Genomic DNA, 20317 nt, shown 5'->3' on the forward strand with positions numbered 1-20317 from the left:
AAAGGTCAACGGGATGAGCACCAATCCATCGCCGCGGGCAAACATCAAGGACGTGGCCCGGGAGGCCGGCGTGTCGCCGACCACGGTCTCCCACGCGCTCAATGCCCGCGGCCAGGTCGACGCCGAGACCCGCGCGCGCGTCGAGCAGGCGGCCCTGAAGCTGGGCTATCGCCCCAACCGGAACGCCCAGCGGCTGCGCACGGGCGAGGCGCACATGATCGTGCTGCTGTCGTCGATGCCCTTCGCGGTGGCCGGCGGCCCGTCGCGCCTGGGCTTCATGATGGAAGTGGCCGCCGTGGCCGCCGCCGAGGCCCTGAACCGCAGCCTCGCGCTGGTGCTGGCGCCGCCCATGGAAAGCGGGCGGATGCCGATGGAGCTGCTGGACGTGGACGGGGCCCTGGTGATCGAACCCTCCGCCGGCGATGCAAACCTGGAATACCTCATGCGCCGGGGCCTCCCGGTGGTGGCCATCGGCAAGCCGGCGGAAGGTCCCGCCATGCCGCCGTACGTGGACATCCATTCCGGACAGACGACGCAGCTGCTGCTCGACCACCTGCATGAACAGGGCGCGCGCAAGGTCGCGATGATCCTGGGCGCCGCGCAGCGCAACTCCTATGTGGAGGCCCGGGCGGTTTACGAGCGCTTCGCGGCGGGACGCGGCCAGCCCGCGCTGCTGTCGCTGATCGACGAGGCCAGCGGCGAGCGCGGCGGCAAGGAGGCCGCGCTGGCGCTCCTGGCGGCCCACCCCGACATCGACGCGTTCTGCATCCCGGTGGACGCCTTCGCATCGGGCGCGGTGACGGCCATCGCCGAATCGGGCCGGCGCATTCCAGAGGACGTGATGGTTGCCACGCGCTACGACGGTCCCCGCGCACGCACCTGCGTGCCGCCGCTCACCGCGGTGGACCTGCACCTGGAAGAAGTCGCGCAGCAGGCCATCGCGCTGCTGTTCGACCACCTGCGCGGGGACAGGAGCCGCCACCGCGTGGAAGGACCGGTGGCGCAACTCGTGGCGCGCGAGTCGTCCGCGCGCCGCGGCCGGTCAGCCTAGTTCGGCTTGGCGCGCGAGACGCGCCACACCGCGTTGCCCACGTCGTCGGCCACCAGCAGCGCGCCGCTCTTGTCCAGCGCGACGCCCACCGGCCGGCCCTGCGCCTTTTCGTCGGCAGTGAGAAAGCCGGTGAGGATGTCCACCGGCGGCCCGCTCGGCTTGCCGCCGATGAAGGGCACGAACACCACCTTGTAGCCCGACTTGGGCTTGCGGTTCCACGAGCCGTGCTCGCCGACGAAGACGCCGCTCGCGAACTCCGGCGGCATGCCGCGCGCGTTCGAGAAGGTCATGCCCAGCGGCGCGACGTGCGAGCCGAGCGCGTAGTCGGGTGCGATGGCCTTGGCCGTCATCTCGGGGTTCTGCGGCGTGACACGGGCATCGACGATGCCGCCGTAGTAGCTCCAGGGCCAGCCGTAGAAGGCACCTTCCTTCACCGAGGTGAGGTAGTCGGGCACGAGGTCGCTGCCGATCTCGTCGCGTTCGTTCACCACGGTCCACAGCGCGTTGGTGTCCGGGTCCCAGCCCATGCCGTTGGGGTTGCGCAGGCCGCTGGCGTACAGGCGCTTCTCGCCGGTCTTCGCATCGACCTCCCATATCGCGGCGCGGCCTTCCTCGGCTGCGAGGCCGTTCTCGCCGATGTTGCTGTTGGAGCCGACCGTCACGTAGAGCTTGCTGCCGTCGGCATTGGCGATCACGTTCTTGGTCCAGTGGTGGTTGATGCCCGCGGGCAATTGCGTGACCAGCGTCGGGTTGACCTTCACCGAGGTCTCACCCTCGGTGTAGGGCACCTTCACGAGCGCATCGGCGTTGGCGATGAAGAGCTCGTTGCCCACCAGCGCCATGCCGTAGGGCGACATGAGGTTGGTCATGAAGACCTGCTTGACCTCGGCCACGCCGTCGCCGTCGGCATCGCGCAGCAGGGTGATGCGGTTGGCGCTGGGGACGCCCGCGCCCGCGCGGCCCATGACCTTGCCCATGACCCAGTTGCGGATCTTGGCGATGGGCCCGCTGCCGCCGTCGCTGCTGCCTTCGGGCTTGGGCGGCTTGTTGCTCTCGGCCACCAGCACGTCGCCGTTCGGGAGGGTATAGACCCAGCGCGGATGGTCCAGGCCGCGCGCGAGGGCCGTCACCCGCAGGCCTTCGGCAGGGGTGGGGGCGGCGGTGTCGGTCCAGCCGATGGCGGTCGCCACGTTCACGGTGGGAATCAGGGTCTTGTTCGGCTCGACCAGTTGCGGGCGCGGACCGGTCGTGACCTCGGGGGACAGCTTGGCGGCCTCGCCGCAGCCGGCCACCAGCAGGGCGGCGGCAACGGCCAGGGCGGCCAGGGCGGACATCTCGGACATCTTCCAGGCACGGGCGTTGCGGGTGCGTGCTTGCTGCGGAGCTTTCATGCGTGATCCTTGCGCGGCGAAGGGCCGCTTGCCGGGCGGATCATGACCGGCCGGCCGGCCGCCGGGTTGTCGGTCGTGGGCGCTTTCTGGCGTGGGCGCACCCCGATCGCGCATCGCCGCTACCATCGCCGCATGACCGACGACCTGTTCCGTGCCGACGCCTACCTGCGCGCCTGCGAAGCCCGCGTCCTGCGCATCGACGAGACCGGCATCGTGCTGGACCGCACGGTGTTCTATCCGCTGGGCGGCGGGCAGGCTGGAGACAGCGGCGTGCTGGCCCTGGCCGACGGCCGCGAAGTCGTCATTGCCGACACCCGCAAGGCCAAGAACGAAGAAGGCCTTCCCACCAACGAATTCCTCCATGTGCCGGCGCCCGAACAGGCCGACCTGCTGGCCGCGCTGAGGCCCGGCGACACCGTCACCGCACGCCTGGACTGGGAGCGCCGCCACCGGCTGATGCGCTTTCACACCGCCTCCCACCTGCTGTGCCACCTCGTGCCGGTGCCGGTGAACGGCTGCTCGATCACGCCCGACTATGCGCGCATCGATTTCCACATGACCGATCCGCTCGACAAGGAAGCGCTCACCGCCGGCCTCGCCCGCCTGGTCGGCGCGGCCCACCCGCTGACCGTGGGCGCCATCACCGACGAAGAGCTCGACGCGAACCCGGCCCTGGTCAAGAGCATGAGCGTGCAGCCGCCGCGCGGCACGGGCACGGTGCGCACCATCCGCATCGGCGGCGCGGGCGAGGGCGACGCGCAGATCGATTTCCAGCCCTGCGGCGGCACGCATGTTGCGAACACCGCCGAGATCGGGGCCGTGGTCGTCACCAAGATCGAGAAGAAAAGCGCCAACAGCCGGCGCGTGGTGCTGGGCTGGGCGGCGGCCGCGGCCTGACGATCCTCCGGAACTTCGCCCTGCCCTATTGCTCCGACTGACGGCATGATCCTCTCGCGCATCCATTTCGCTACGCTTCTCATAGCAATCTCCGCAGCCAGCATGCCGGCTGCGGCGCAGTTGGCTTCAAAGACCGGGGCCGTGGTCACCACCCCCCATGTGCGCGCCGAACTCATCGCCCATGCGCCCGACGGCGTTTCACCCGGCGCGGGGGCCTGGGTCGGCCTGCAGATCACCCACCAGCCCGAGTGGCACACCTACTGGAAGAACGCGGGCGATTCGGGCCTCCCCACCGAACTGGCCTGGACCCTGCCCGCCGGCGTCTCCACCGGCGAGATCGCCTGGCCGGTGCCCGAGAAGATCCCGGTCGGCAACCTCGCCAACTACGGCTACGAAAACACCGTGCTGCTGCCGGTGCCGCTGGAGGTCTCGACGCTCTACAAGCCGCCGATGGCGCTCGCCGGTGGCACGCCCGCGATGGACGTGAAGCTCAAGGCCTCCTGGCTGGTCTGCCGCAAGGAATGCATCCCCGAAGAAGGCGAATTCACCCTCTCGCTGCCGCTGCAGGGCTCGACCGCGCTGCACAAGGCCGAATTCGATGCCGCGCAGGCCGCCCAGCCCCAGCCGCTCGCAAAACCGGGCGGGATCGAGGTCAATGGCAACAACCTGCAGGTCAGGCTCGAAGGCCTGCCGGCCGCCGTGCAGGGCAAGACGCTGGCCTTCTTCCCCGAGACGCCCGAGGTGATCCGCACTGCAGCCGTCTCCGGCAAGGACTGGACGCAGAGCTGGCAAGGCAGCACCTGGACCGCGACGATGCCGCTGGCCGACCAGCGCAGCGCGAGTCCCACGGTGATGCCGGTGGTGGTCGCGCTCGCCGAAGCCGACCGCCAGCCGGGCCAGCCAATGGCATGGCGCACGGAAGCGCCGGTTGCGGGCACCTGGCCTGCCGCTGCCACGCCGGCCCGCGCCGAGGTTTCGCCAGCACTACAGGCCGCGCTGACCGCCAATGCAGCCAACGCCGCCGCATCGGCGTCGACCACCGACCTGCAGGCCCAACCCACCGGCACCTTCGCCATGGCATTGCTGGGCGCGCTGCTCGGCGGCTTGCTGCTGAACCTCATGCCCTGCGTGTTCCCGATCCTCGCGATCAAGGTGCTGGGCTTTGCGCGGCAGGCGGGCAATGCGAGTGCGCACCGCAAGGCGGGCCTCGCCTACACCGGCGGCGTGATGCTTTCATTCCTCGCGCTCGGCGGCGCCATGCTCGCGCTGCGCGCGGCCGGTGCGCAGTTGGGCTGGGGCTTCCAGCTGCAGTCGCCGGGTGTCGTGGCAGCGCTGGCGGCGCTTTTCACGCTGATGGGCCTCAACCTCGTGGGCGTGTTCGAGTTCGGCCGTGCGGCGCCTTCGTCGGTGTGCACCGCGCAGGCCAAGCATCCGCTGGCCAACGACTTCCTCTCGGGCGTGCTCGCCGTGGTGATCGCCTCGCCCTGCACCGCGCCGTTCATGGGTGCGTCGCTCGGCTTCGCGATCGGCCTGCCGGCCGCGCAGGCGCTGCTGCTGTTCGCGGCGCTGGGCCTCGGGCTCGCGCTGCCGTATCTCGTGGCCGGCTTCGTGCCCGCCATCGCGCACCTGCTGCCCAAGCCGGGCCCGTGGATGGGCACGCTGCGCCGCCTGCTCGCCTTCCCGATGTTCGCCACCGTGGCCTGGCTGGTCTGGATCCTCGGCCAGCAAAGCGGCATCGACGGCGCGGGCACGCTGCTCGCGCTGCTGGTGTGCCTGGCCGCCATCGTCTGGGCGTTCACGCTGCGCGGCCGCACGCGGCTGGTGATCGCCACCGTGCTGATCGCCTTCACCGCGGTGCTGACCGGCGCCATCGGCCGCAACATGCTGCAGATCGTGGAGCCGGCCAGGCTCGCTGCAAGCACTACTTCGAACCAGCGCTGGCAACCGTGGTCGGCCGAGCGCGTGAGCGAGCTCTCGGGCGCCGGCCAGCCGGTGTTCATCGACTTCACCGCCGCCTGGTGCGTGACCTGCCAGTACAACAAGAAGCGCACGCTGGCCGATGCCGACGTGCTGGCCGATTTCGATGCCAAGAAGGTCGCGATGCTGCGCGCCGACTGGACCCGCCGCGACCCCGCCATCACCGCCGCGCTCACCGCGCTCGGCCGCAGCGGCGTGCCGGTCTACGTGCTGCAGGCGCCGGGCAAGGCGCCGGTCGTGCTGACCGAAATCCTGGGCAAGGAAGAGGTCCGCGCCGCACTCGCCGCGCTTTGACCACTGCGTGACATGGGTTGTCACATGCACTTGAAGAAACCGTTCTAAGCTGCAGTTGTCGTTTGGAATTTTCTAATGGAGCTCAAGCTGGCCATGTCTCTCTCGCCAACCTCCGACTCGCGTTCCCTTCGTGCCGCGCGCCATGCCCGCGCCGCCCTGAGCCGAGCCTCCCGCCGTGCCGTCGTCGCCGCCGCAGTGGCGCTCGGCGGGGCCTTCCTGATGGGCACCAACGCCTTTGCCGCGCCGGCCGTGGGCCAGCAGGCGCCCGACTTCGTTGCCGTGGACACCACCGGCGCCAAGCACAAGCTGTCGGACTTCGCCGGCAAGTTCGTGGTGCTCGAATGGACCAACCCCGGCTGCCCCTTCGTGCGCAAGCACTACGGCAGCGGCAACATGCCCGCCACGCAGAAGGCCGCGACCGACAAGGGCGTGGTGTGGCTGGCCATCAACTCCACCGAACGCGCCGCGAGCGACTACCTGAAGGCCGGCGCGCTCGATGCCTGGATGAAGTCGCAATCGGCCGCGCCCACCGCCGTGCTGATGGACGAGGACGGCGTCATCGGCCAGGTCTACGGCGCGCGCACCACGCCGCACATCTTCATCATCGATCCCAAGGGCGTGCTGGTGTATGCGGGCGGCATCGACAGCATCGCCTCGGCGCGCGCGGACGACATCAAGACCGCGACCAACTACGTGAACCAGGCGCTGGGCGAAGCCTTCGGCGGCAAGCCGATATCGACCGCCACGACGCGGCCCTACGGCTGCTCGATCAAGTACAAAGCCTGACGCGCACGCCGTCGCTTTTCGAGTGACAGCTAGCTGACTCCCGCAGTCAGCCAGCGGTCGGGAAGACCGACCTACCCTTGGCGAATACCACACCGCTCAGGGGACAAACAGATGAACACCGCGCCCTCCGCTGCGCAACAAGGCGCGGCCGTCCGCCCCGCTTCCACAGCGTCTTCCTCCTCCAAATTCGCCACCGTCCTGCGCGTGACCGGCGGCAATTTCATGGAGATGTTCGACTTCTTTTTGTTCGGCTTCTACGCCACGCAGATCTCGAAGGCGTTCTTCCCGGCGGGCAACGAATTCGCCTCGCTGATGCTCACCTTCATGACCTTCGGCGCGGGCTTCCTGATGCGGCCGCTGGGCGCGATCTTTCTGGGCGCCTACGTCGATCGCGTCGGCCGCCGCAAGGGCCTGATCGTCACGCTCGCGCTCATGGCGCTGGGCACGCTGCTCATCGCCTGCGTGCCGGCCTACGCGACCATCGGCGTCATCGCGCCGCTGCTGGTGCTGATCGGCCGGCTGCTGCAGGGCTTCTCGGCGGGCGTGGAGCTGGGCGGCGTGTCGGTGTACCTCTCGGAGATGGCCACGCCGGGCCGCAAGGGCTTCTACGTGAGCTGGCAGTCGGCCAGCCAGCAGGTGGCCATCGTGGTCGCGGCGGCGCTGGGCTACTGGCTCAACGTGACCTACTCCTCGCAGGAAATCGGCGACTTCTACTGGCGCGTGCCCTTCTTCGTCGGCTGCCTGATCGTGCCGGTGCTGTTCGTCATTCGCCGTTCGCTGCAGGAGACCGAGGAGTTCATGGCGCGCAAGCACCGCCCCGATGCGCGCGAGATCTTCCAGTCGATGGTCGCCAACTGGGGCCTCGTGGTCGCCGGGATGATGCTGGTGTCGATGACCACCGTGTCGTTCTATCTCATCACGGTCTACACGCCGACCTTCGGCAAGTCGGTGCTGCACCTGAGCACGACCGATGCGCTCGTCGTCACGCTGTGCGTGGCCATCTCCAACTTCATCTGGCTGCCGATCATGGGGGCGCTCTCGGACCGCGTGGGGCGCAAGCCGCTGCTCGTCCTCTTCACCGTGCTGACCATCCTCACCGCGTACCCGTCGCTCAAGTGGCTGGTGGGCGCGCCGAGCTTTGCGCGCATGCTCGAGGTCGAGCTGTGGCTGTCGTTCCTCTACGCGAGCTACAACGGCGCGATGGTGGTGGCGCTGACCGAGGTGATGCCGGTGAATGTGCGCACCGCCGGCTTCTCGCTGGCGTACAGCCTCGCAACGGCGCTGTTCGGCGGCTTCACGCCGGCCATTGCGACGGGGCTCATCGAGATGACCGGCGACAAGGGCGCGCCGGGCCTGTGGATGACGGCCGCCGCCATTTGCGGCCTGATCGCCACGCTGGTGCTCTACCGGCGCAACGTGAGCCCGGCGGACGCGCAGCGCGTGCCCGTGGTCTGAGTTTTTCAGACCAGCCGAAGCCCGCCGTCGCACTCGATCACCGTGCCCGTGGTGTAGCCGTTCTCGATCAGGAACTGGATCGCATGCGCCACGTCCTGCGGCTGTCCCACGCGGCCCACGGGCAGGGTTTCGACCTGCTGGCGGAACAGGTCGTCCTTGAGCGCAGCGGGCACGCGGTTCCACCAGGGCGTATCGACCAGCCCCGGTGACACCGCATTCACCCGGCTCGGTTTCAGCTCGCGCGCCAGGCTGCCGACCATCGCTTCGAGCGCGCCGTTGATCGCGGCCAGCCCCGCCGTTCCGGGCAGCGCATTGCGCGCCGAGATCGCCGTCACGAAGGTGATGCTGCCACCCTTGCGCAACACGCGCGCCCCCGCTTGCGCCGCCTCGAGTTGCGGCCAGAACTTGGCCTCGAAGCCGCGTCGCAGCGATTGCAGGTCGAGCTGCGCGAATTCGCCCGCACCCTCGCCGCCGCTGAGCGTGAGCACGAGGTGATCGATGGGCCCGGCCTTCTCGAAGAAGGCATCGAGCGCACCGCGGTCGCATGCATCGAAAGCCGCGCCGCTCACGCTCGCGCCCATGCCGCCGATCGCTTCCTGCAGTTTGCCGCTGTCGCGCCCCGTCGCAATGACGCGCGCACCCGTCGCTGCGAGCCGCCGCACCGTCTCGAGCCCCACGCCCGACGAGCCGCCGACCACCACCACTGTCTGTTGTTCCGAAGCCATGGCTGTTCCTTTGATTGCCTGAAGAGCCTTCAGGTTAGGGAGGGCAGGCCTATCATCCAAATCGTTTGGAATCATGTACAACATCAACGAAATTGATTTCAGGCGGCTCGACCTGAACCTGCTGCTGGTGTTCCACGCGCTGCTGCACGAACGCAGCGTCACGCGTGCGGCACGGCGCCTGTTCATCGGCCAGCCTGCGCTGAGCGGTGCGCTCAAGCGCCTGCGCGTGGCGCTGGGCGACGAACTGTTCGTGCGCACCTCGCACGGCATGACGCCCACGCCCCGCGCGCTGGAACTCGCGCGAGTCATCGAGCCGCTGCTGCTCTCGCTGCAGCAGGCACTGCATGCGAAGCCGGCGTTCGATCCCGCCAAGGCCGAGCGTGTGTTCCGCATCGGCCTGAGCGATGCGCTCGAAGTCGCGCTGATGCCGCAGCTCATGCAGCGGCTCGCCGCCGAGGCGCCGGGCGTGCGGCTCATCGCGCGCCCGGCCGATCGCGCCAACGCACCCGGCATGCTCGACGCCGCCGAGATCGAACTGGCCGCAGGCGTCTTCATCGACTGCGCCACATGGCACCGGCAGCGCGCGCTGTTCGACTGGCACTTCGTCTGCGTCTACAACCCGGACCTCGTGAAAGTGCGCGGCAAGCGGATGACGTTGAAGGAGTACCTGCGCCATCCGCACCTGCTCACCTCGTTCAGCGCCGACCTGAGCGGCCTGGTCGACGAACTGCTGCGCGCGCAGGGGCTCGCGCGCCAGGTCGTGTTTTCGAGCCGCAACTTCGCAACCAGCCCTTTCATCGTGCGACAGATGCCGTCAATCACCACCGTGCCCACCTTTGCCGCGGCCACCTGGCGCGACGCGCTGGGGCTGGCGGTCAGTCCACTGCCGTTCGACTCGCCCAGCTACCAGGTGTCGCTCCTGTGGACGGCCGCGCATGACGGCGACCTCGGCCTGCAGTGGCTCATTTCGCTGATGCACGCGGTTTTTGCCGGCAAACCCGTGCGCTGATCCCGCGCGCATGGCCCCTGCGACAATTGGGCAATGCCTTTCGCCCCACTGCAAAACGACACTTTCCTGCGAGCCTGCTGGCGCCAGGCCACCGACCACACGCCCGTCTGGCTGATGCGCCAGGCCGGCCGCTACCTCCCGGAGTACGTCGCCACCCGCGCCAAGGCCGGCAGCTTCATGGGCCTGGCGACCCACACCGACTACGCCACCGAGGTCACGCTGCAGCCGCTCGCGCGCTACCCGCTGGACGCCGCGATCCTGTTCTCCGACATCCTCACCGTGCCTGACGCCATGGGCCTGGGCCTGTCGTTCGAGGCCGGCGAAGGCCCGCGCTTTGCCCGCCCGGTGCGCGACGAGGCCGCCGTGGCGGCGCTCGAAGTGCCTGACATGGCCAAGCTGCGCTACGTGTTCGACGCCGTGGCCTCGATCCGCAAGGCGCTGGACGGCCGCGTGCCGCTGATCGGCTTCTCGGGCAGCCCCTGGACGCTGGCCTGCTACATGGTCGAAGGCGCAGGCTCCAGCGACTACCGCCTCGTCAAGAGCATGCTCTACAGCCGCCCCGACCTGATGCATCGCCTGCTCGCGGTCAACGCCGATTCGGTGGCCACCTACCTCAATGCGCAGATCGATGCCGGCGCGCAGGCCGTGATGATCTTCGACAGCTGGGGCGGCGTGCTGGCCGACGGCGCCTTCCAGGAATTCAGCCTCGCCTACACGGCGCGCGTACTGGCGGGCCTGAAGCGCAACGGCGCCGACGGGCAACCCGTGCCGCGCATCGTGTTCACCAAGGGCGGCGGCCTCTGGCTCGAAGCCATGCGCGCGCTCGACTGCGAAGTGCTCGGCGTCGACTGGACCGTGAACCTGGCCGCCGCGCGCCGCCAGGTCGCAGAGGGCGACGACGGCCAGGCCAAGGCGCTGCAAGGCAACATCGACCCCAACGTGCTGTTCGCCCCGCCCGCGCAGATCGAGGCCGAGGTGGCGAAGGTGCTGCAAGCCTTCGGCAAGCCCCACGCCGATCGCAATGCCAAGGGGCCGACGCACATCTTCAACCTGGGCCACGGCATCAGCCAGTTCACGCCACCCGACCACGTGGCGGCGCTGGTCCAGGCGGTGCACTCGCAGTCGCGCGCCCTGCGCGGTTGAAACTGTGACTGAAAGGGCCGGCTGCGCGAAAGCGCGAAACGCCCGGGAAAATCGCTCCGCGGCCGTTTGTCAAGCCTAAAAACGGTCTAGTGGGCCCGACTTATGCACAAAACCCGTGTTGCAGTGCGCAAGATTATCTGAGGTACCGCCCTCTTTGCTCCCAAACCAATAGCACGTGTAAGTTATTGATTTATATAGGATTTGAACTTTGCTTTTTTTTGGGGCAATCCAGCCAGAGCCTTGATTTTCAAGGCTCCCCAGCGTGTCGAGCCCGGTTGTCAACAAAGTTATCCACAGAAACTCTGGATGGCTGGCAAAGCACTGAAAAATCAATGACTTAAGCGGATTTGTTCAAAGTCGCATTAACAACCGTTGCCAACAAGGCCCCTCATCTCCACCGCCAGCCCCGCCCCCGAAACGGACGCCCCGACCACGGGTAACTCCCCTCTGCCGCCGCCCGAAAGCGCGCCGGCGGAGCTGGCGTGGCGTCTTGATATCGCGGTGCAGACGCCGGCGCATGCCGCGCTCGGCGACCTGCTGAGCTACGCCGGGACTGCACCGCTGGTGCCCGGCACGCTGGTGCGGGTGCCGCTGGGCAGGCGCGAAGTGCTGGGCGTGGTGTGGAACGAGGCAACCTCGCTCGCAGGGGTGCAAGCCGAGCCCGACATGGCGCTCAAGCCCGTGGGCGCCGCGCTCGACGCGCTGGCGCCGCTCGGCGAGGCCTGGCGCGACCTCGTGGCCTTTGCCGCGCGCTACTACCAGCGCTCCATCGGCGAGATCGCCCTGGCCTCCCTGCCGCCGCAATTGCGCGACCTGACGACCACGCAGCTCGCGCGCCGCCTCAAGCGCAAGACGACGACCGGCCCCGTCGCCCAGACGGCCGAAGCCGCCAACCTGATCGCGCTGAGCACGGAGCAGACGGCCGCACTCGCCCGCATCGAGGCCGAGAGCGGCACCTTCCTCCTGGTGGGCAGCACCGGCAGCGGCAAGACCGAGGTCTACCTGCGCTGCGTGGCCGACCTGCTCGCCCGCGACCCCGAGGCGCAGGCGCTGGTGATGGTGCCCGAGATCAATCTCACGCCGCAACTGGAAGCACGTTTCAAGGCCCGCTTCGGCGACGAGGCGGTGGTGTCGCTGCACAGCGGCATGACCCATCCGCAGCGCCTGGCGAGCTGGCTGGCGGCGCACAGCGGCGCCGCCCGCATCGTGCTGGGCACGCGCATGGCGGTGTTCGCGTCGATCCCGGGGCTGAAGCTCATCGTGGTCGACGAGGAACACGACCCGAGCTACAAGCAGCAGGAAGGCGCGCGTTATTCCGCGCGCGACCTGGCCGTGTGGCGCGGCCAGCGCGAGGGCGCGAAGGTGATCCTCGGCTCGGCCACGCCCTCGCTGGAGAGCTGGCACCAGAGCCGCCCCGCCGAGGGCGACGACCCGGGCGGGCGCTATGTGCGGCTGGAGATGCCCTCGCGCATCGGTGCCGGCGAACTGCCCGCGGTGCGCCTGGTCGACATGAACCTGCAGCCGCCCAAGACGGTGCTTTCGGGCGCGCTGCTGGAGGCCATCGGCCAGCGCATCGCGCGCGGCGAGCAGAGCATGATCTTCCTGAACCGCCGCGGCTACGCGCCGGTGCTGGCCTGCGGCGACTGCGGCTGGAAGAGCGAATGCACGCACTGCAGCGCCTACCGCGTGTTCCACAAGATCGACCGCACGCTGCGCTGCCACCACTGCGGCTTCACCGAGCGCGTGCCGCGCGCCTGCCCGGCCTGCGGCAACCCCGACATCGCGCCCGTGGGCCGCGGCACCGAGCGGCTCGAGGAGCACCTGGCCGAACTGTTCGCCGACGTGAAGCGGCCCGACGGCAGCGCGGTGCGCATCGCGCGCATCGACGCCGACAGCACCAAGAAGCAAGGCGCGCTCGAATCGCAGCTCGCAGCCGTGCACGCGGGCGAGGTCGACGTGCTGGTCGGCACGCAGATGATCGCCAAGGGCCACGACTTCCGGCGCATCACGCTGGTGGCCGCGGTGAACCCCGACGGCGCGCTCTTCTCCAGCGACTTCCGCGCGCCCGAGCGGCTGTTCAGCCTCCTGATGCAATCGGCCGGCCGCGCCGGGCGCGATGCCGCGTACCTCGCCGCGCAAGGCGCGACCGCCCAGATGTGGATCCAGACCTTCCACTCGCAGCACCCGCTCTTCATGGCGCTGCGCAAGCACGACTACGCCGCGTTCGCCAGGCAACAGCTGGACGAGCGCCAGGCCGCCGCGATGCCGCCCTTCGCCTTCCAGGCGCTGCTGCGCGCCGATGCGCGCGAACAGGCGGTGGCGCAGGCCTTCCTGAACATCGCGGCCGATGCGGCCGAAGCCCTGCCGGGCGCCGACATCGTCACCCGCTATCCCGCGGTGCCGCTCTCGATCCAGCGCGTGGCCGACGTGGAGCGCGCGCAGATGCTCATCGAGAGCCCGTCGCGCGCCGCGCTGCAGCGGTTGCTGGCGAGCTGGCAACCGCTGCTGCACGCGCTGCGGCGCACGCCCGAGGGCAAGGGCGTGATCCGCTGGCTGGTCGACGTCGATCCGCACAGCATCTGAGCCGGTTGTCCTGCACGGCACGCGGGCGGGCAACGCCAAGGTGATCCGGCATGAACACCCTCATCGCCACCGTGGCCCGCCGAATGGGCTTCGGCGTCTTTCTGCTGGCAGCTTCGACGCTGGTCTCGGCACAGCAAGCGCCTGCGCCGCCCGCCACCGGGCCTGCGGCCGAGTTGCGTGCCAAGCTGCAATCGCTCGCGCCGCAACTGGCGCGCAACGCCTTCCGCCGACCGCTCGCACTCGAATCGAGCGAGGCCGCGGACCGGTTGAGCGGCGACGTCTATGCGCTGGTGGACCATCCCTTCGCCCGCGTGAGCGGCGCGCTGCGGGAGCCCGCCGCGTGGTGCCAGGTGCTGATGCTTCACCTGAACACCAAGCACTGTGCGGTGAAGGGCGGCGGCGGCGCGCTGGCCGTGGCCATCGGCCGCAAGTTCGACCAGCCGATCGCGGACGCGCAGACCATCACCTTCGCCTACACCGCCGGCAAGACGGACGCGAACTACCTGAACGTGCGCCTGACCGCGGACACCGGCCCGCTCTCCACGCACAACTACAGCATCGTGTTCGAGGCGTCGCCGATGGACGGTGGCAAGACCGCGATCCACCTGCGCTATGCGTACGCCTACGGCACCGCCGCGCGGCTCGCGATGAAGGGCTACCTCGCCACGCTGGGCAGCGACAAGGTCGGCTTCACGCCCGCGGGGCAAGGCGGCTACATCGGCGGCGTGCGCGGCGTGGTGGAGCGCAACACGATGCGCTACTACCTCGCGATCGACAGCTACCTGGATGCGCCCGGCGAGGCGCAGCTGGAGCAACGCCTCGCGGCGTGGTTCGATGCAACCGAGCAGTACACGAGGCAGCTCCACGAAATCGAGAAGAGCGACTACCTCGCGATGAAGCGCCACGAGTTCCAGCGCATGCAGCAAGCGGCATCCTGAAGAGCGCGGGTTCAGTCGTTCAGTGGTACCCGGTGGGCTCCTTGCCCATGTCCACGTAGCGCAACTCCCGGTGGTGGCGACGCCGCGCAATGCTGCCCGGCCACGCGAACACCACGAGGCTCAATGCAGCCAGCGCGATCGACGCCCCGGTGCCCAGCGCACCGACATGCCAGGCCCAGCCCACGCCAGCCAGCCAGGCCACCCACAACATGATGCGAACCAGTATTGCCATCGCATGCCCCCATTCACACCTTTGACCTGGAACCACTGTAGCAGCGCATCTGCAAACTCAAGCATTCATCTGAAGAGATACCCAACCCCTATGACTTACGGCCTGCCCTTGGCTTACCCGGAAATAATTGGAAAAAAGAGTTGACGTGACGCGGCGACACTGCTCAAGCTGTAAACGCGCGAACTCCTCCTCGGATTTCGCGTTCCAAGCAAGCTCGTTTACACGCAAAGGCCGCCGTGAAATCGTCGTCTCTTCTTGGTTGGGTACTCTCCATTGCGTGCATCGCCGCCGTCACCGGCACACCCGCCGCCGCGGCGGACATCGAACTGCAAGGCCGCGAACTGGTGGTCTCGGGCATGCTGGACGGCAGCGCGATCAAGACATTCACCGACCACCTGGCGAGCGGCACGGTGCGCACCGTGGTGTTCGAGGACCTCTCCGGCGGCACCGCCGATGCGGCCGGCGCCTTTGCCGACGCCATCCGCGCGAGCGGCGTCGCTACCGAGATCCGCGGCCAATGCATGGCCGCCTGCGCCTACGCGTTCCTTGCGGGCAAGACCCATCGATTCGGTTACGGCTTCCAGGTCAACGGCATCCTGCTGCCGGTGGCGACGCGGCCCACGGCGGCCGAGCTGGCCGTGCGCTGGCGCGGCGAGGAAGCCCACAAGACACTGGCCGACTTCACGCCCGCAACCGCCGCCACGGCGGGCACGGCGACGGCCAAGCCGGTGGAGGCCAGTGTCCCGCCCACGAAGGACACCGGCGACAACTGGCAGCCCGACCACGGCGTGCTCTTCACCGCCAGCCCCACGCTCTTCGGACGCATCTACAACGCCTACTACTGCGACGGCACGCAGGGCCGCGATTTTTCGAAGTGCGAGCGCTTGTCCGATGCCGATCCTTACAAGCTCGGCGTGCTGACGCCCTAGGCACCTCAGCGCAGTAACCCGACTGCCAGCGGAAAACTGAAGAACGCCGCCACCGTCGTCCACAGGATGATGCGTGCGATGCGCCCATTGTCGGCGCCGAAGCGCTCGGCCAGCATCGACACATTGCTCGCGCTGGGCAGCGCCGCGACCAGCACGATCACCACCAGCGCTGCATGCGAAAGCGGCAGCCCCAGCGCGATGGCGCCGGCGCCCAGCGCCCACACCAGCAGCGGATGCACCAGCAGCTTCACCGCCACCACCGGCAGCACATCGGCCAGCGGTGCCTTCGGTGCAGGCGTGCTGCCCGTTCCCATGGCCTGGGCAACGGCCGCGCTGGCCTGATGCTCGCGCGCCAGCAACGCAGAGCGCGCCAGCACCGCGCCGATGGTGAAGAGCGCCACCGGCGAGGCCGCGTCCGCGAGCATGGCGATGGTGCGGTCGATGGACCCCGGCAATTGCCAGCGCGCCGCCGACAGCAGCACGCCCAGCAGGATCGACCATGGCATCGGGTTGACGACGATGCCGCGCAGCGCCTTGCGCGCCGCCTGCGACGCGCCGTGCCGTCCCCCACTGCCGGCCTCGCCGGCGCCGTCCAGCCGCGACAGGGCGATGCACAGCGACGAGGTCACCACCAGGTCGAACGCGATCGTGATGATCATCGGCCCGGCCGCCTGCGCGCCCAGGATCGCGACCAGGAGCGGCACGCCCATGAAGCCCGTGTTCGGGAAGGCCGCCACCAGCGCGCCGAAAGCCGCGTCGTTCCAGCCGATGCGCGCATTGCGGGTCAGCAGCACCACGCCCGCCACCACGGCCAGCGCGCTCGCGCCCCAGACGAGTGCCACGCTGCCGTCGAGCAATTGCGCGATCGGCGTGCCGGCGCCGAAGCGCAGCAGCATGCACGGCAGCGCGAAATACAGCACGAAGGTGTTGAGGCCGGGAATCGCCTCCAGCGGCAGGAGGCGGGCGCGGGCGGCGGCGTAGCCGGCCGCGATCAGCGCGAAGAATGGGAAGGTAACAAGGAATACAGGCAGCACCGCCCGATTGTCGTTGCCCGCGCCTGCGCCTGTTCGGCCTGCACCGCCTACAACGTCCGGGGGGTCCGGCCCCGTATCATTGCCCGCTTTGCGCCTGCCGTTCCCCACGGCGTGTTCCGTTCCCCACCCCCATGTCCCACGGTCTCAATCTCGCGCAGCAAGAAGCGGTCAATTACATGCACGGTCCCTGCCTGGTGCTGGCAGGCGCCGGCTCGGGCAAGACGCGGGTGATCACGCACAAGATCGGCCGGCTGATCCAGGCCGGCATGGAGCCCCAGCGCATCGCGGCCATCACCTTCACGAACAAGGCGGCCGCGGAGATGCGCGAACGCGCCAAGGACCTGATCGGCCGGGACGCGCGCAAGGTGGTGGTCTGCACCTTCCACGCACTGGGCGTGCGCATGATGCGAGAAGACGGCGCGGTGCTGGGCCTCAAGCGCGCCTTCAGCATCCTGGACAGCGACGACGTGACCAAGATCCTGAAGGACGCCGGCGGCACCACCGACACCGCCACCGCCCGCATCTGGCAGTGGACCATCAGCAAGTGGAAGAACATGGGCCTCACGGCCCAGGAGGCCGCCGCCGCCGCGGTGGACGACAACGAGCGCATCACCGCCGAGGTCATGGGCCACTACGAAGAGCGCCTGCAGGCCTACCAGAGCGTCGATTTCGACGACCTCATCGGCATGCCGCTCAAGCTCCTGCACGACTTTCCCGACGTGCGCGCCAAGTGGCAGGCGGCGCTCGGCCACATCCTGGTGGACGAGTACCAGGACACCAACGCCACGCAGTACGAAGTGCTCAAGGCCCTGGCCGGCGACCGCGCGCGCTTCACCGCGGTGGGCGACGACGACCAGTCGATCTACGGCTGGCGCGGCGCCACGCTGGACAACCTGAAGAAGCTGCCGATCGACTACCCGACGCTCAAGGTCATCAAGCTGGAGCAGAACTACCGCTCCACCAGCGCCATCCTGCGCGCGGCCAACAACGTGATCGGCCCCAACCCCAAGCTGTTTCCCAAGACGCTGTTCTCCGAACTGGGCGAAGGCGAGCCGGTGCGCATCGTCGACGCCGACACCGAACTGCACGAAGCCGAGCGCGCGGTCGCGCGCATCGTGAGCCTGCGCGCGGGCGACGCCACCACGCAAGGCACGCAATACAAGGAGTTCCGCGATTTCGCGATCCTGTACCGCGCCAACCACCAAGCGCGCATCTTCGAGCAGGCGCTGCGCCGCGCGCAGATTCCCTACAAGGTCTCGGGCGGCCAGAGCTTCTTCGACCGCGCCGAGATCAAGGACCTGTGCGGCTGGTTTCGCCTCTGGGTGAACAACGACGACGACCCCGCGTTCCTGCGCGCCATCACCACGCCCAAGCGCGGCATCGGCCACACCACGCTCGCGAGCCTGGGCACCTTCGCCAGCCAGTACAAGCTGAGCCTGTTCGCGGCACTGTTCAGCCCGTCGCTGCCCAGCGTGATCCCCAAGCGCACGCTGGAAGGCGTGCACGAGTTCGGCCGCTACATCAACGACCTGGAATACCGCGCGCGCCGCACCATGGGCGCGGAAGACTCGCGCACCTTCATGCTCGACTGGCTCAAGGAAATCGACTACGAGCGCCATCTCTACGAGGGCGAGGACAGCGAAGCGGCCGCCGCCACGCGCTGGAACAACGTGCTGGAGTTCGTCGACTGGATGTCGCAGCGCGCCGGTGGCTCGCTGGACGACGCCTCGGGCGCCAACGACAACACCGAGACCGAGCGCAAGAGCCTGCTCGAAGTCGCGCAGACCATCTCGCTGCTCTCGACCATCAGCGAGCGCGAGCAAGACCAGAACGTGGTCACGCTCTCCACGCTGCACGCCTCCAAGGGCCTGGAGTGGCCGCACGTGCTGCTGATCGGCGTGACCGAGGGGCTCCTGCCCTTCAAGCTGGACGACGACAACGGCCGCCAGAAAGTGGTGAGCGACGAGACCACGCAGCGCCTGCAGGAAGAGCGCCGCCTGATGTACGTGGGCATCACCCGCGCGCAGCGCAGCCTGGCGGTGAGCTGGACCAAGAAGCGCAAGCAGGGCCGCGACATGGTGCCCTGCGTGCCGAGCCGCTTCATCGCCGAGATGGGCCTGGACAAGACCACCACGAAGGAAGACCCGCGCGAGAAACTCAAGGCGCTGCGCGCCGAGTTCGCACGCAAGGCACAGGACAGCGCAGCCGCGAAGGCGGCCGCCGCGGCGGCGCCATGAAAGCGCTGCTCGCCCTCTTCGCCGCGCTCGCCGCGCTCGCCGTCACGGGCTGCGCCGCGGTCGATCCCAACTGCCCCGCCGACGCGCGCGATCTGCCGCTGGCATCGCTCTACGGCCGCTGGGAAGCCCGCTTCGACGGCCTGCCCGCCGTGTCCGTCGTACAGCTGGGCAAGCATCCCGACTACGCCGGCGTGCGCGGCACGATCACGCGCAACGCCGATGGCGGCGCGAAACCTTCGGTGGCGCAGTTGGCGGGCGACGTCGACGACGAGGGCGCCCTCTCCATCGACGAATCGCTGGACGGCCGCGCCATCAGCGGCAACTGGGCCGGCACCTTGCAGCCGCGCGCCTGCGGCCGCGAATTCAGGGGAACGTGGCGCAATGCCGCGGACGAAAGCACGCACCCGTTCGTGCTGATCAAAACAGGCGGTTTGGAAGGAAAACAATGACCACTCGCACACATGCCTTCAGCGCAACGTTCATGACGTTCGCCACCTGTCTGGGCGGCGCGGCCGCCTATGCACAGGCCGTGGACAAGCCCGCGAGCCCGCTGGCCGATTCGCAGCTCACCTGGCAGCAATGCGCCGCGCTCGGCAACAACAACGATGCGCGCTTGGCCTGCTTCGACCGCTGGGCGCAGCAGCAGACGCTGCCCTCGGTGTCGGTGCCGGTCGCACCGCCGGTGCTGGCCAGCACGCAGGCGCCGCCGGTGGACGGCGCGATCCCCGCCACGCGCGTGATCTCGGTCGCCACCACCGAGGGCTGCCGCGACCGCCAGTACTCGGCGCTCTCGCGCTTCTGGGAGCTGGAGAACGCGACCGACTGCGGCACCTTCGGCTTTCGCGGCTACCGGCCGCTCAACGTCTCGGTCTCGGCTGCCACCAAGAAGCCGCAGGTGCCCACCTCGCCCTCGCCCGACCACACCGGCGACCCCATCGCCTACCAGGCCAACGAGATGCGCATCGGCCTGTCGGTGCGCACCAAGCTCGCGCAGGGCATGCTCACGCAGAACGATCCGGTCAAGAAGGACTCGCTGTGGTTCGCCTACTCGCAGCAGTCGACCTGGCAGCTGTTCAACGGCGCGATCTCGCGGCCGTTCCGCACCACCGACCACGAGCCCGAGCTGATGTATGTCTACCCGACCGACTTCAAGCTGCCCGGCGGCTGGCGCTGGCGCTATGCGGGGCTGGGCATCGTGCACCAGTCGAACGGCCAGACGCTGCCGCTGTCGCGCAGCTGGAACCGCGTCTACCTGATGGGCGGCGCCGAGCTGGGCGACGAGTTCCAGATCACCGGGCGCATCTGGAAGCGCATCTCGGAGAACGCGGCCAAGGACGACAACCCCGACATCGCCGACTACATCGGCCGCGCCGAAGTCACCGGCCGCTGGAACCTGAACCGCGACAACACGCTCGGCGTGACCGTGCGCAACAACCTGCGCGACAGCGGCCGCGGCTCGGTGAAGCTCGAGTGGTTGAAGGCCATCGGCGACCCGACCAAGAGCAACCTGCGCTTTCACACGCAGCTGTTCCATGGCTACGGCGACACGCTGGTGGACTACAACCGCAAGCGCACCGTGCTGAGCATCGGCCTGAGCCTGGTCGATTTCTGATCTTCTTCATCCACACCGGCAAAC

17 protein-coding genes are annotated in these 20317 nt (G+C 68.8%); 13 read left to right on the plus strand and 4 right to left on the minus strand.

Features of this window, described 5'->3' with window-relative positions:
- Positions 1-13 precede the first annotated feature (13 nt).
- Positions 14-1051 carry a LacI family DNA-binding transcriptional regulator gene (locus BM133_RS29120; protein ID WP_093441883.1) on the plus strand — a complete coding sequence of 346 codons (1038 nt, stop codon included), beginning with the start codon at positions 14-16 and terminating at the stop codon, positions 1049-1051.
- On the opposite strand, the gene BM133_RS29125 is transcribed toward BM133_RS29120, so the two are convergent.
- Positions 1048-2394, minus strand: a complete 1347-nt coding sequence (locus BM133_RS29125; RefSeq protein ID WP_093442050.1) for a PQQ-dependent sugar dehydrogenase — start codon at positions 2392-2394, stop codon at positions 1048-1050. The genes BM133_RS29120 and BM133_RS29125 overlap by 4 nt on opposite strands.
- A gap of 180 nt (positions 2395-2574) precedes the next feature.
- Here BM133_RS29125 and BM133_RS29130 point away from each other — a divergent pair, with 180 nt between their 5' ends.
- From BM133_RS29130 to BM133_RS29145, 4 genes are all read left to right on the plus strand, one after another.
- Positions 2575-3339, plus strand: a complete 765-nt coding sequence (locus tag BM133_RS29130; protein ID WP_093442053.1) for an alanyl-tRNA editing protein — start codon at positions 2575-2577, stop codon at positions 3337-3339.
- Positions 3340-3384: 45 nt separating this feature from the next.
- Positions 3385-5610: a protein-disulfide reductase DsbD family protein gene (locus BM133_RS29135; RefSeq protein ID WP_177224970.1), complete on the plus strand. Its 2226-nt coding sequence runs from the start codon at positions 3385-3387 to the stop codon at positions 5608-5610.
- Positions 5611-5703: 93 nt separating this feature from the next.
- Entirely contained in the window at positions 5704-6396 is a 693-nt protein-coding gene (locus tag BM133_RS29140) for a redoxin domain-containing protein (RefSeq protein ID WP_256219385.1), read from the plus strand.
- Between the two features lie 111 nt (positions 6397-6507).
- Positions 6508-7851, plus strand: a complete 1344-nt coding sequence (locus BM133_RS29145) for an MFS transporter (RefSeq protein ID WP_093441885.1) — start codon at positions 6508-6510, stop codon at positions 7849-7851.
- Positions 7852-7856: 5 nt separating this feature from the next.
- On the opposite strand, the gene BM133_RS29150 is transcribed toward BM133_RS29145, so the two are convergent.
- A complete protein-coding gene (locus tag BM133_RS29150) occupies positions 7857-8576 on the minus strand; it encodes an SDR family oxidoreductase (RefSeq protein ID WP_093441888.1) in 720 nt (239 codons plus the stop codon).
- A gap of 73 nt (positions 8577-8649) precedes the next feature.
- On the opposite strand from BM133_RS29150, the gene BM133_RS29155 reads away from it, so the two are divergent.
- From BM133_RS29155 to BM133_RS29170, 4 genes are all read left to right on the plus strand, one after another.
- Positions 8650-9585, plus strand: a complete 936-nt coding sequence (locus BM133_RS29155; RefSeq protein ID WP_093441890.1) for a LysR family transcriptional regulator — start codon at positions 8650-8652, stop codon at positions 9583-9585.
- 33 nt (positions 9586-9618) lie between these two features.
- Positions 9619-10728: a uroporphyrinogen decarboxylase gene (hemE, locus tag BM133_RS29160; RefSeq protein ID WP_093441893.1), complete on the plus strand. Its 1110-nt coding sequence runs from the start codon at positions 9619-9621 to the stop codon at positions 10726-10728.
- 501 nt (positions 10729-11229) lie between these two features.
- On the plus strand, positions 11230-13311 hold the full coding sequence (gene priA / locus BM133_RS29165; protein WP_093441895.1) for a replication restart helicase PriA: 2082 nt from the start codon (positions 11230-11232) through the stop codon (positions 13309-13311).
- Between the two features lie 50 nt (positions 13312-13361).
- On the plus strand, positions 13362-14249 hold the full coding sequence (locus tag BM133_RS29170; protein ID WP_093441898.1) for a hypothetical protein: 888 nt from the start codon (positions 13362-13364) through the stop codon (positions 14247-14249).
- A 19-nt stretch (positions 14250-14268) separates the two neighbouring features.
- Here the strand turns inward: BM133_RS29170 and BM133_RS29175 are convergent, their stop codons facing one another.
- On the minus strand, positions 14269-14481 hold the full coding sequence (locus BM133_RS29175) for a hypothetical protein (RefSeq protein ID WP_093441900.1): 213 nt from the start codon (positions 14479-14481) through the stop codon (positions 14269-14271).
- Positions 14482-14717: 236 nt separating this feature from the next.
- Here BM133_RS29175 and BM133_RS29180 point away from each other — a divergent pair, with 236 nt between their 5' ends.
- Positions 14718-15410: a hypothetical protein gene (locus BM133_RS29180; RefSeq protein ID WP_256219386.1), complete on the plus strand. Its 693-nt coding sequence runs from the start codon at positions 14718-14720 to the stop codon at positions 15408-15410.
- A gap of 5 nt (positions 15411-15415) precedes the next feature.
- Here BM133_RS29180 and BM133_RS29185 read toward each other — a convergent pair whose 3' ends face one another.
- Positions 15416-16444: an AEC family transporter gene (locus BM133_RS29185; protein WP_093441903.1), complete on the minus strand. Its 1029-nt coding sequence runs from the start codon at positions 16442-16444 to the stop codon at positions 15416-15418.
- A gap of 131 nt (positions 16445-16575) precedes the next feature.
- Between BM133_RS29185 and BM133_RS29190 the strand changes: the two genes are divergently transcribed.
- The 3 genes from BM133_RS29190 to BM133_RS29200 are packed head-to-tail and all read left to right on the plus strand — an operon-like array spanning position 16576 to position 20293.
- On the plus strand, positions 16576-18681 hold the full coding sequence (locus BM133_RS29190; RefSeq protein ID WP_093441905.1) for an ATP-dependent helicase: 2106 nt from the start codon (positions 16576-16578) through the stop codon (positions 18679-18681).
- Positions 18678-19130 carry a hypothetical protein gene (locus BM133_RS29195; protein ID WP_093441908.1) on the plus strand — a complete coding sequence of 151 codons (453 nt, stop codon included), beginning with the start codon at positions 18678-18680 and terminating at the stop codon, positions 19128-19130. Before BM133_RS29190 ends, BM133_RS29195 begins: the two co-directional genes overlap by 4 nt.
- On the plus strand, positions 19127-20293 hold the full coding sequence (locus BM133_RS29200) for a phospholipase A (protein WP_093441910.1): 1167 nt from the start codon (positions 19127-19129) through the stop codon (positions 20291-20293). The genes BM133_RS29195 and BM133_RS29200 overlap by 4 nt, the downstream gene beginning before the upstream one ends.
- Positions 20294-20317: the final 24 nt, after the last annotated feature.

The organism is Variovorax sp. 770b2 (assembly GCF_900115685.1).
Classification (GTDB): Bacteria; Pseudomonadota; Gammaproteobacteria; order Burkholderiales; family Burkholderiaceae_C; genus Variovorax.